Origin of the sequence: Pseudoduganella sp. UC29_106 (genome assembly GCF_044055365.1) — a bacterium.
Taxonomy (GTDB): domain Bacteria; phylum Pseudomonadota; class Gammaproteobacteria; order Burkholderiales; family Burkholderiaceae_D; genus Rugamonas.
The window spans coordinates 4,274,179-4,286,724 of record NZ_CP171977.1; the positions used below are offsets into that span (position 1 = coordinate 4,274,179).

The 12,546-nt window shown below is 66.9% G+C and carries 6 protein-coding genes and 1 pseudogene; 1 reads left to right on the plus strand and 6 read right to left on the minus strand.

The features are described from left to right. Nucleotides 1-9 precede the first annotated feature (9 nt). The 6 genes from ACHMW6_RS21345 to ACHMW6_RS21370 all read right to left on the minus strand — a co-directional run bounded on the left by ACHMW6_RS21345 (nucleotide 10) and on the right by ACHMW6_RS21370 (nucleotide 9,359). Complete coding sequence (locus ACHMW6_RS21345) at nucleotides 10-984, minus strand: quinone oxidoreductase family protein (protein WP_395399701.1); 975 nt, start codon at nucleotides 982-984, stop codon at nucleotides 10-12. Between the two features lie 75 nt (nucleotides 985-1,059). Next, a complete protein-coding gene (locus ACHMW6_RS21350; protein ID WP_395399703.1) occupies nucleotides 1,060-2,682 on the minus strand; it encodes a long-chain-fatty-acid--CoA ligase in 1,623 nt (540 codons plus the stop codon). Then, the gene (locus ACHMW6_RS21355; protein ID WP_395399705.1) at nucleotides 2,670-5,084 is read right to left on the minus strand and encodes an RND family transporter; all 2,415 of its coding nucleotides are present in this window, start codon (nucleotides 5,082-5,084) and stop codon (nucleotides 2,670-2,672) included. Before ACHMW6_RS21355 ends, ACHMW6_RS21350 begins: the two co-directional genes overlap by 13 nt. 22 nt (nucleotides 5,085-5,106) lie before the next feature. After that, a complete protein-coding gene (locus ACHMW6_RS21360) occupies nucleotides 5,107-6,069 on the minus strand; it encodes a WD40/YVTN/BNR-like repeat-containing protein (protein WP_395399707.1) in 963 nt (320 codons plus the stop codon). Between the two features lie 85 nt (nucleotides 6,070-6,154). After that, nucleotides 6,155-7,507, minus strand: a complete 1,353-nt coding sequence (locus ACHMW6_RS21365; RefSeq protein WP_395399709.1) for a DUF1329 domain-containing protein — start codon at nucleotides 7,505-7,507, stop codon at nucleotides 6,155-6,157. Between the two features lie 10 nt (nucleotides 7,508-7,517). Then, a complete protein-coding gene (locus ACHMW6_RS21370; protein ID WP_395399711.1) occupies nucleotides 7,518-9,359 on the minus strand; it encodes a DUF1302 domain-containing protein in 1,842 nt (613 codons plus the stop codon). A 180-nt stretch (nucleotides 9,360-9,539) separates the two neighbouring features. On the opposite strand from ACHMW6_RS21370, the pseudogene ACHMW6_RS21375 reads away from it, so the two are divergent. Then, nucleotides 9,540-12,211, plus strand: a pseudogene (locus ACHMW6_RS21375) (LuxR C-terminal-related transcriptional regulator). Nucleotides 12,212-12,546 lie beyond the last annotated feature (335 nt).

Consider the following 12,546-nt stretch of genomic DNA (forward strand, 5'->3'; position numbering starts at 1 on the left):
CCGCTCTCCTCAGATGACAAAGATGGATGAACCTACCGTGCGCCCCGCTTCCATATCCTCGTGCGCCCGCACCGCGTCGCTCAGCTCATAGCGCTGGTTGATGCCGATCTTGATGCGGCCGGCCATCACATGCTCGAACAGTTCGCCGGACAGTTCGGCGCGCTCCATCGGGTCGGCGATATAGTCGGCCAGCGCCGGGCGCGTGAAGAACAGCGAGCCGCGAATCGCCAGCTGCAGCGCCTCGATCGGCGGGAAGGGGCCGGAGGAAGTGCCCACGCCAATCAGCAGGCCGCGCCGCTTCAGGGAATTGAGCGAAGCCTGGTAAGTGTCCTTGCCCACGCTGTCGATCACCACCTTCACGCCTTCGCCGCCGGTCAGGTCGCGCACGCGCTGGGCCACGTCTTCGCGGCGGTAGTAAATCACATGGTCGCAGCCGTGGGCACGCGCCACTTCGCCTTTTTCTTCGCTGGACACGGTGCCGATCACATTCAGCCCGAGCAGCTTGGCCCACTGAGTGACGATCAGGCCCACACCGCCGGCCGCCGCATGCAGCAGGAAGGTGTCGCCGGCCTGCCAGCGATAGATGCTGCGCATCAGGTAGGCCGAGGTCAGGCCGCGCATCGTCATCGCAGCCGCCGTTTCAAAGGAAATCCCGTCCGGGAGCTTGATCAGCGACGCCACCGGCATGACCCGCACATCGCTGTAGGCGCCGAGGGGGCTGCCGGTGTAAGTCACGCGGTCGCCGACGGCAAAGCCGCTGACGCCCGGCCCCACGGCTTCGATAGTGCCCGCGCCTTCCACGCCCATGCCGGCCGGCAGGGCCGCCGGGTACATGCCGGTTCGGAAATAGGTGTCGGCCATGTTCAGCCCCACGGCGGCGTGGCGCACGCGCACTTCGCCCGCCCCCGGCTCGCCCGGTTCATATTGCTCGAATTGCAGCACATCCGGTGCGCCGGTCTTGTACATTGTTACCCTGTGGGCCATTTTCGTCTCCAATATTGATAGTGTAATCCCATGTTAGTCCGCTCCCGGCGGACCGCCCCACCCCTGACGGGGGGCTCAGATTTCCGGCCAGCGGTAATGGCCGAACTGCCGCCGCAGGGTGGCTTTCTGCAGCTTGCCGGTGGCCGTATGCGGCAGGCTGTCGACAAAGGCCACGTCGTCCGGCAGCCACCATTTCGCTACCTTCCCGACCAGGAATGCCAGCATTTCCTCGCGTTCCAGTGCCTGCCCCTGCTTGCGCACGACCACCAGCAGCGGACGTTCCTGCCATTGAGGGTGGTGCAGGCCGATCACGGCCGCTTCCGCAACGGCCGGATGGCCCATGGCCGCGTTTTCCAGGTCGATGGAGGAAATCCATTCGCCGCCGGACTTGATCACGTCCTTGGCTCGGTCGGTGATCTGCATATAGCCTTCGGCATCGATGGTGGCGACGTCGCCCGTGTCGAACCAGCCGTCGGCGTCCGTGGCGTGGCCGCAGCCGTAGTAGGAGCCGGCCACCCACGGCCCTTTGACCTTCAGCAGGCCGGCGCTGGCTCCATCGCGCGGCAGCTCACGCCCCTCGTCGTCCACAATCTTCATGCGCACGCCGAAGACCGCCCTGCCCTGCTTGAGCTGGATCTGGCGGCGCGCTTCCGGCGGAAGTGCCGCGTGCTCGGGTCGCAGGCGGCTCACCGTCCCCAGCGGACTCAGTTCCGTCATGCCCCAGGCCTGGATCGCTTCGCAGCCGAAGTCCTGCTCGAAACGCTCGATCATGGCCTGCGGCGCAGCCGAACCGCCAATAATGCAGCGCTGCAGCACCAGCTCGCGCTGCGGCGCCAGGCGCTGCTCGTCGACGTGGCGGAACAGCATCAGCCACACGGTGGGCACGCCGAGGGCCAGCGTCACCTTTTCATCGCGCAGCAGCGCATACACGCTGGCGCCGTCCAGCGCAGGTCCTGGCAACACCAGCTTTGCCCCGCTCATGGCGCCTGCATACGGCATGCCCCAGGCATTCACATGGAACATCGGCACCACCAGCAGGGCCGTATCGGCGGAGCCCACGCCCAGGCCATCCACACCGCAGGCGGCGAAGGCATGCAGCACGGTGGAACGGTGCGAATACAGCACGCCCTTCGGATCGCCCGTGGTGCCGGAGGTGTAGCACAGCGTGGCCGCCGCGTTCTCCTCCACCTCAGGCCAGTCGACAGGCTGGATGTCCAGCAGGTCTTCGTAGCAAAGCAGATCAGGCAAATCGGCATCCGGCATGTGCTCGCGTGGACACATGGCGACAAAGGCGCGCACCGTGGGCAGTCTTGGCCCCAGCTTCTCCAGCAGCGGCGCGAAGCCGGGTGCGAAGAAGATGATGCGGTCCTCGGCGTGGTTGACGATGTATTCGACCTGCTCCGCGAACAGGCGTGGATTGATCGTATGCAGCACGGCGCCCATGCCGGACACCGCGTAGTACAGCTCCATATGGCGATGGTCATTCCACGCCAGCGTGGCCACGCGTTCGCCGCGGTCGATGCCCATGCGCTGCAACGCAGCCGCCAGGCGCCGGGCGCGTTCACTGACAGCACCATAGTTCGTGCGCACCAGGCCTTCCGGGCTGCGCGACACGATTTCGCGCTCGGGGTGGCTGCGCGCCGCGTGTTCAATCAGCGACGAAATCACCAGGGGCTGCTCTTGCATCAATCCGCGCATGGAATGCTCCTTACGTTACGCAACAGGAAATGGGACAGGGCCGGAATCAGCACCAGTGCGCCAACCATGTTCAGCACGAACATGAAGGTCAGCAGGATGCCCATGTCGGCCTGGAATTTGATTGGCGAAGCGGCCCAGCACACCACGCCCGCGGCCAGCGTGACGCCCACCAGGGCGACCACCTTGCCCGTGAACTGCACTGCGTGGCGGTAGGCTTCGGCCAGCGGCACGCCGGCGCGCTGCTGCGCCAGCTGGACGGACAGCAGGTAGAGCGCATAGTCCACGCCGATGCCCACGCCCAGCGCAATCACCGGCAGCGTGGCCACCTTCACGCCCATGCCCAGAGCCACCATCAGCGCTTCGCACAGGATGGACGTCAGCGCCAGCGGCAGCACCGCTACCAGCACGGCGCGCCAGCTGCGGAAGGTCACAAAGCACAGCAGAACAACCGCGCCATACACCCACAGCAGCATCGTACGGTTGGCCTGTCTGACGACGATATTGGTAGCGGCCTCGATACCCGCGCTGCCGGCCGCCAGAAGGAACTGGCGCTCGCCGCTGCCATGCTCCCTGGCGAAGGCGGCGGCGCCGGCCACCACTTGCTCCAGCGTGCCCGCCTTGTGGTCGGCCAGGTAGGCGATCACCGGCATCAGAGAACAAGCGCGGTCGAACAGGTCCGGATTGCTGGTGGACGCCTGCTGGGCGCCGTAGTTCAGCACATCCTGGTTGCGCGACAAGGTCAGCCACTTGGCATTGCCCTCGGCGGCGCCGGCCGTCACCCGGCGCACAGCGTCCGCCAGCGACACGGTGGTTTGCACGCCAGGGATCTGGCGCAGCTCCCAGGCCAGGCGGTCCGCCGCGACCAGGGTTTCATATTTCAGGCAGCCTTCGGGCGCGGTCTTGACCATCACCGCAAACTGATCGGAGGACAGCGAGTAGTTCCTGGTGATATAGGCATTGTCCTGGTTGTAGCGCGAGTCGGCACGCAGCTCCGGCGCGCCCGGATCGAGGTCGCCGATCTGCAGGCGGAAGCTGGCAGCCAGGCCACCGGCGGCCAGCAGCACGGCCACCGTCAGCGCGACCACGGCCCAGCGCCGTTCGGTGAAGCGGTCCAGCAACAGCCACAATTTGCCGAGACCACGTCCTGCGTCGGCCTTGCGGTCCAGCTGCATGCTGCGCTCCGCCGCCGCCTGCGACACGCCCAAATAGGACAGCAGCACGGGCAGCAGCATGAGGTTGGTGAAGATCAGCACCGCCACGCCGATGGACGCCGTCAGCGCCAGGTCGCGGATCACGGGGATGTCGATGACCATCAACACGGCAAAGCCCACAGCGTCCGCCAGCAGCGCGGTCAGGCCGGCCAGGAACAGGCGGCGGAAAGTGTAGCGCGCGGCCACCAGCTGGTGGATTCCGCGGCCCACGTCCTGCATGATGCCATTCATTTTCTGCGCGCCGTGCGACACGCCGATGGCAAATACGAGGAATGGCACGAGGATGGAGAACGGGTCCAGCACATAGCCCAGCATGGCCACGATGCCCAGCTGCCAGATCACGGCCACCAGCGAGCAGGCCACCACCAGCAGGGTCGAACGCACGCAGCGGGTGTAGGCGAAAATTACCGCCGCAGCCACCAGGGCAGCCACACCGAAGTAAGCCAATACCTGCTGCATGCCCGCCAGCAGCTCGCCCACCAGGCGCGCAAAGCCGATGACGTGGATGCGTACAGGATGAGCGGACGTGGCATGGCGTGCCACGGTGGCGTCGATGGCGGCGGACAGCGCGCTGTAGTCGATGGCCTGGCCGGTGGCAGGGTCCTTGTCCAGCAGCGGCACGAAGATCAGGGCGGATTTGAAGTCGTTCGCCACCAGGCGGCCGACGATGCCGGCGCGGGCGATGTTCAGGCGCAGCTGCTCCACGCTGCGCGCGCTGCCGTCATAACTGTCCGGCATGACGGGGCCTCCCGTGTACCCGTCTTCCGTGACTTCGTTCCAGCGCACGGACGGGGTCCACATCGATTTCATCCAGGCGCGATCCACGCCTGGCGTCAGGAACAGTTCGTCGTTGATCTGCTTCAAGGTTTCCAGGTAGCCGGCGTCGAAGATGTCGCCCTTCGGGTTTTCCACCACAACGCGCAGCGCATTGCCCAGGCCACGCAGGCCGGCCTTGTTCTGCAGGTAGTTCTGGATGTAGGGATGTGACTGCGGCAGCATCTTCTCGAAGCTGGCGTTCAGCGTCAGCTTCGTGAAGGCCTGCTGCGCGAACAGCAGCGTGAGCGCGGTGCACAGCAGCACCAGCCAGAGGCGGTGATTGAAGACCAGGCGTTCCAGCAGGTTGCCGGAGCGGCGGTCGAACTGGTCCAGCGTGCGCACCACCGGCATCGCTTGCTGGACGGGGGATTCCATATGCATTTTCTTGCCTTTCCGGTTAGCGGCGCTGCAGGACATGCACGCGCACTCCGCGCACGCCGCCCGTTACCATTTCGCCCGTCGCGCCCAACAGCGCCGCGGTCACGGGTTCGGGCTGCGGGGCCGGCTGCGGCGCGAACTGGCGGCCGCTTTCGCTGAACAGGAGCTGGCCCGTCTGGCTGACCAGCACAAAGCCGTTCGGCAGCGCCAGGCCGGCAGCCAGGCCGCTGCGCAGGCCGGTCGTCGACTGCTCCCAGGTGGCGCCGCTGTCGGCGCTGAACCAGGCATTGCCGCGCAGGCCGAAAGCCAGCAGGCGCGGGCCGTCGCCGACCACCCCAAACAGGCTGCCGCGGTAAGGCAAGGCCAGCGCAGAGAAGCGCCCCGCCCCGCCGGCGCTGCGCAGCAGCAGGCCTTGCTCGCCCGCGATGTAGAGGTTGTCGCCAATGGCGCGGATGGCATTCAGGTGCAGGCCTTGCGGGTTGTCCAGCCGATCCTCGCAGGCCAGCCATTGCCTGCCGCCGTCCCCGGTGCAGCGCGCCAGGCCGAAGGCGCCGACGGCCATGCCGCGCAGCTTGTCCGCCATACGGATATCGAGCAAGGGACGGTCGTCCACTTTGCCGCTGCCACCGTTGCGGCCATCGGCCTGCAACAGCCAGGTTTCGCCACCGTCCGCGCTGTGCAGGATGGCGCCATCGTGGCCCACCGCCCAGCCCTCCTGCGGCGTGGCGAAGCTGACGGCCGTCAGGTCCACGCTGACGGGCACACTGGCCTGGCGCCAGTTGCGGCCCGCGTCGTCGCTGTACAGGATGTGCCCACGCTGGCCCACCGCCACGATGCGGCGGCCCGCCATGGCCAGGCCGTTGACGGGCGCATGGGCCGCCAGTGCACTGGGCCGTGCCGGCCTTGCCAGCGGATCGTCGAAGGCTGCTGCGTGGCCGCAGAGGCACAGGCAGGCGGCCAGCGAAGAGAGAATTCGTTTCATATTGCGCTCACCGAAAAAAGACTGCCGGAACGGGAAAGGGTCAGGCAAACCGTCCCGGCAGTGAACGAGACACCTGTCCGGCCCCTTAACGGATACCCGCTCCAGCCAGGCTGTCGGGCGACCATTCGGCCGCTTTCAGTGGCGCGATGTAGCGCGTGCCGCCATGCGGGCCTGCCACACCGGTGATGTTGTAGGTGCCGCTGACGAAGTCGTAGATCATGTGGTTACCCGTCTGCAGCGCCTGCACGTCGTAGCTGAAGGTCATGTGATCGAAGGAGGCGCGGTACAGCTGGCCGCGCGCATCGTAGGCATCGGAAGCCAGCGCGGTCCAGCTGTCTTCGTCGATGTAGAACACGCGCTTGCTGTAGATGTGGCGCTTGCCCGGCTTCAGCACCGCTTCCACCACCCACACGCGGTGCAGTTCCCAGCGCACCATGTCCGGATTCACGTGATTGGGCTTGACGATGTCCGCAGGATTCTTGTGGTAGGTGATCTTGTAGTTGTTGTAAGGGACGATCATCTCCTTCTTGCCCACCAGCTTGAAGTCGTAGCGGTCCAGCGCACCATTGAAGACCCAGGCATCGTCATAGGTCGAGGTGCCGACCGAGGCCGGATTCGGCGTGTCGTAGGCCACGTCCGGCGCCAGCTTCACGCGGCGCTGGCCCGGCAGGTATTGCCACACCTTGCGCGGCTGGACCGCCGGATTGACCGCGTCCAGCGTCAGCAGGGCTTCGCCGGCGCGGCGTGCAGGCGCCGAGTAGGACAGCTTGATGCGGAAGAAGACATCGTTCTGCTTCGCCGGCTCGCTGACCTTGGGATCGGACAGCGGGAACTCCTGGAAGATCTCGCCGGTGGAGGCCAGGGTCGGCACACCGGAGGCATCCACGTTCCAGGAATCGAACTTGGTGGCGAAGGCATGGCCCTGGTAGCGCAGCAGGTGGTTCCACATCACCTCATTGCCGCTCTTCGGGATCGGGAAAGGCACGCCAGCCAATGCGCCCTCCACGCCCACGCCGCCATCGGTAGTCTTGGCGCTCAGGGCATTCTTTGCCGTGTTGTCCAGTTGCTGCTTGGGCAGCACCACGCTGCGGTGAGTCGGATAAACGTCGACGCGAAAGGTGGCGAAGCGCTTCAACAGCTCCTTGGTGCCGGCGGTGAGCTTGTCCTCCTGGCCGGCCAGGTTCTTGCCGGTGATGCTCAGGCGCGGCTTGTCTGCTGCGAAGGGGTCTTCACGCATGCCGCTGCCCTTGGCCACGGCGGGGCCGTTGGTCAGGCCGCCCGTGTATTCGGGGATGGTGCCGTCCTTGTTGCCGGTCTTTTCGGCGCCGACGGCAGTCAGGGACTGGCCCAGTTGCTTTGCCTCGTCCGGCGAAACCGCGGCCTGCGCTGCGGTGGCGGCCAGCAGCATGGCGGCCATTGCGATGTGCTTGATCTTCATGATCTTCCCCTCAGAAGGTGGTCTTGATGGAAGCGGAAATGAAACCGCGGTCTTTCAGCATCGGCGACACGCCGGCATTGGAGGCCACGGCGCCGTTGGCGTCGAAGCCCAGCGGGCCGAAGAAATCGCTCCACTTGATCTCGATCTTGTACTTGGCCCTTACATCGAAGCTCAGGCCCACGCTGTAATTGCCGGCGTTCTTGTTGCCGCCGACGAGAATGGGCGAATTGCCCTTCAGGCCATAGCTCACGGCCAGCGGCGCCGAAAGGTCCACGCCCGGCAGCACCTGGTACCAGGTCGGCGTGAAGTTGACGGCCAGGCCGACGTAGTCGCCATCGACCTTGTCCACGCCCGTATAGTCGGCGCGGCCCTTGTAGAACTGGGCGCCGCGCTTCACGCTGGTGGCGCGGTTCCAGGTCAGTTCACCAATCCAGGTGGCGGCATCGAACAGCGGGGTCTTTGCTGTCACGCCGAAGACATTCAGCACGCCGTGCAAGGTATTGCCCACGGCGCCGCTGACTTCGCCCTGGCCCGGCAAGCCTGCCGCGGTGACGACCAGCGGCGTGGTCTTGCCGAGGGCGCCGTTCAGCGCCGCGACCACCGGTGCGGCCGTCCCGGCTGGCATCAGCAGCACGGGAGAACTGGTCAGCGGCATATTGCGGCGATAGGAGACTTCCGCGCCCACCGAAACACCGGCAATGCTCTTGGCCAGGGATAGGCCAAACACGTCCACATCACCGCCGTATTCCAGCTGGTATTTGCTCGATGCGCCCAGCGCGGCCGGATAGAACAGGCAGTTATTGCCCGCCACCGCGGCGCCGGGGATGAAGTTGCGGCACACGGCATTGCCGGCCGTTGCGCCGCCCGCCCCGCCCAGCATGGGCAGCGGCAGGCCGGCCAGGCGCAGGTTCGCCTGCGGCAGCAGGTCGCCGGTGCGGCGGGCATACAGGCCGATGGTGCCGTCCAGCCAGTCCGGGCTCCAGCGCACGTTCACGCCCCAGTCGCCGCGCTGCTTTGGTTCGCTGTCCGCAATCTTGCCGGCCACGCCGAGGGCGCCGAGGTTAAAGCTTTCCGCGCCCTGGAAGCCGTAGTCATAGAAGCCAAGGAAGGAACCCGACTCCGGCAAGCGCGCCGGCTTCCATTTGAAGAAATACTGGGCGCCCACCGACCAGCCTTCGGCCGGCGAAAACTGGGCGTAGGCGGCGGAACGCGGCAGGAACAGTTCCTTCGCTTCCGTTCCCGGCACCGTATAAGCCTTGATCAGGTCCAGCGCGGACTGGCCATAGTTCACGCCATGCACAGGCGTCAGCAGGCTCTCGCCCCACACCTGGGTATGGCGGCCCAGCTTCAGGTTCAGCGGGCGTTCGGCGATCTCCGTGTTGTAGAAGACGAAAGCATCCAGCAGTTCGCCGCTGCCCTTGTGATAGCGCTTCGTGTAATTCGACAGGCCCAGCGCCGGCTTGCCGTTCTCCAGGTGGTTGGAGGTGGCGACATTGTTGTTATCCAGGCTGTCATAGGCAAAATCGCGCCAGGCCGCGCCGGAAACGCGCATGCCCATGGACTTTTGCCAGACCACGTCCAGCTCGGATAGCAGGTCGAAGCGGTTGGACACGGTGCCGCGTCCGAAATTGCGGTCGCCGTCGTCGAAATTCGGATTCTTCAGGATGCCCTGGTGCTGCGCGTTCAGGCGGTTGGCGTAGTTATATTTGACAGTATTGTCGAATCGTACAGACAGGTCCGGATTTCCGGTTTCGATCTCCGTCGCAAACGCGGTGCCGCCCTGGGCGCACAATGCCGCGGCCAAGGCCAGGGCGCTGCGCGCGAAGCTGCGCTGGTGTGGAAGCTTGCTCATGCTGCGGGTTCTCCTCCAATGGATTTTTTTTGTGTGTGCGGGTTTTTCCCGTTCTTGTTGGATTTCATCCTAGGCCGCTCCCGTCCCGCCGCCCCCACCCCATAAGAGGGGGAACACCCCACCCTCCCCCCGAAATGCCGCCGTATAATCAAACGCACAACGACTGCCGAACCGACCGACATGCTCTTTCAATCCGGCGCCAGCGACACCGCCACCGAACTCGTTCTGAAAACGACGCCGCCCCGCGCGCCGCGCCATATGCTCACGCGTTCCCGCCTGCAGCTGGCCGACCCGCAGTTCAGCGGCTGCCCCGTGATCGCCCTGCAGTCGCCGGCCGGCTTCGGTAAAACGTCCATGCTGGCGCAGTGGCGGCGCGAGGCCCTGGGCTCAGGCGCCGCCGTGGCCTGGCTGCTGGCCGACGAGGGAGATGAGCCGCAGCGCTTCGTGCGCGCGCTGGTGCAGGCGGTGCGCGCCGGCTGCGCGCGCCCCGCTTTCGGGCGCCAGCTCGTCGACGGCGCTGCCGCATCGGCCAATCCCCTCGATGCGCTGACCGCCTTCCTGGCCGAAGTGGCCGCCACCTCACTGGACCTGGTACTGATGGTGGACGATGCCGAGCACCTGCCGCCCGCCAGCGCCGAGTTGCTGGGCTACCTCCTGCACAACACGCCGCAGAACCTGCGCGTGGTCGCGGCCGGGCGCAGCGGCCTGCAGCCGCTGGCGGAAGACTTGATGGCTTACGGCGATTGCGTGACCGTGGGCCCGGAACTGTTGCGTTTTTCCTACGATGAGACGCGCAAGCTGGTGGCCGTGCGCTTCGGCACCGCGATCGATGCGGACAGCAGCGCGCGCCTGCATGAGCTGACGGAAGGCTGGCCCCTGGGCTTGCAACTAGCGCTAGCTGCCATGGAACAGGGCCGTGATCCCGGCGCAGCACTGGCCGGGCTGGTGGAGGGCAGCGGCGACCTGCGCGAGCGCGTGATCGGCATGCTGCTGGCGCGCTTGGCGCCGGAAGACAAGGATTTTCTCGTCACCGCGTCGATCACGGACACGCTCCATCCGGAGCTGTGCAGCGCCCTGACCGGCCACGCCGACTCGGCCGCCCGGCTGGCGCGGCTGGCGCGCGAAACGCCGGTCTTCGTGGTTGCGGAGGACAGCGCCTGGTGCCGCATCCATACGCTGGCGCGCGATCTGCTGCGGCGCCGCCTGGCCGACCGTGACCCGGACCAGTTGCGCCAGCTGCATTTGCGCGCCGCGCACTGGCTGGCCGACCATGGCATGCTGCAGGAAGCGGCCCATCACGCGCTGGCCGGCGGCGAACACGCCCAGGCCTACGACTGGGCCGAGCAATGCCTGATGGAGGCCGTGCGCCAGGGGCAGCTGCAGGCGCTGGAGCAGTGGCGCGCCCTGTTGCCGGAAGAGGAACTGGAGCGCCGTCCCGCCTGCGTCTTGCCGCCGCCTGGGTGCAGGCGCTGGGCGAGCATCACCGCGACAGCGAGCGCCAGGTGGCGCACATCCTCGCCGGGGCGGGCGACAATACGGCGCTGCGCTATGAATGCACGCTGATCGCTTGCGCCGCCGCTTTCTATGCCGACGAGATCGACCGCTTCGTCGACCTGTTCGAGCCCTGGGCCTCGCAACCGCCACCCACCAGCGATCCGTGGCTGCTGCAGGCCCATGCCAACCGGCTCGCGGCCAGCGCCCTCTATCGCGGCGACCCGGCGCTGGCGCGGCGCCAGCAGCAGCGCGCCCCGCAATCCCTGGCACAGGACAGCAGCTATGTGCGGCGCTGGGGCGAATTCATCGTCGGTCACAGCTATTTGTGGGAGGGCCAGGTGCGGCTGGCGCAGGACACCGTGCGCCCCGCATTGCTGCGCGCCGATGCCGACCTGGGACGGCGCCATCCCCTGTCCGCCATGTTTGCAGCCCTGCTGGCGGCCATCGTGTTCGACACGGGTGAGGTGGAGGAGGCCCAGGCCCTGCTGGCCAACCGCCTAGATGTGCTGGAGCGCACCGGCACGCCGGACAGCCTGCTGCTGGCCTATCGCACCGCCGCCCGCTGCGCTGCCGCCGAAGGCCGGGAGCACCGCGCGCTGGACTTGCTGGAGGCGCTGCACGCCCTCGGCGCGGCACGCAAGGCGCCACGCCTGTGCGCCGCGGCCGCGGTTGAGCAGATCCGCCTGCACGCGGCCCACGGACGCTGCGAAAGTGCGCGCGCCCTGTTGCCACGCCTGGAATCCGTCACGCCGGACGGCGCCGGTCCCTTGTGGCGGCAGTGGATCGCCTTGTTCCAGTCAGTGGGCACTGCCTATGCCGCCATCGCCTGCCGCGACTGGCGGGGCGCCCAGGCGCCGCTGGCTGCCGCGGCCGACACGGCGTCCGCCGTGCGGCTGGGGCGACACGGGGTGGAGCTGATGGCATTGCGTGCACTGGCACGCCAGCAACTGGGCGAGGATGGCGCGCCCTTGCTCGACGAGGCGCTTAACCTGGCGTGCACCTACGGCTTGCAGCGGGCGGTGACGGATACGCATCCTCTGCTGGCGGACTGGGTGGCGCGCCGCGCCGGCGCCGTCAACCCGGCCGCGCCGGCGCCCGTCACCGCCGCCGTGTCCGCGCCGCGTGCGCCGGCCGCCTCGCCGCGCGCCTTGCCCAGCATGGTGCTGACGCCCAAGGAAAGGGAAATTCTCGAACTATTGGCGCGCAACCTGTCCAACAAGGAAATCGCCCTCGCCCTTGGAGTGGGCGAGGAGACGGTGAAGTGGCACCTGAAGAACCTGTTCGGCAAGCTGGACGCAGCCTCGCGCAAGCACGTCGTGCGCCGCGCCCAGCTGCTCGGCCTCCTGGAAGGCGTCTGACCGCCGACGCATACCGTGCGCCGCTCCTCCGCGCCGATTACCATGCGCCGATTCGAAGCGCCAATGCCGCGCACCGACGGTCCGCGCGGCTGGTACGCGTCGAAACTGCTCTCCGATGCTGCGCGCCGATGCTGTGCGCCGATTGCTGCGCGCCGATTGCCCTGCCCCGATTGCCGTGCCCCGATTGCTGTACGCCGATTGCTATGTCCCGACCGCTGCGCGTAGGGCGGATCATTGATCCGCCGTGCATGTGCCGTCGAGACGCAAACACGGCGGATCGATGATCCGCCCTACGCGGCAGTGGCAACGGTTCAGCAGTGGCATTGGTTCAGAAG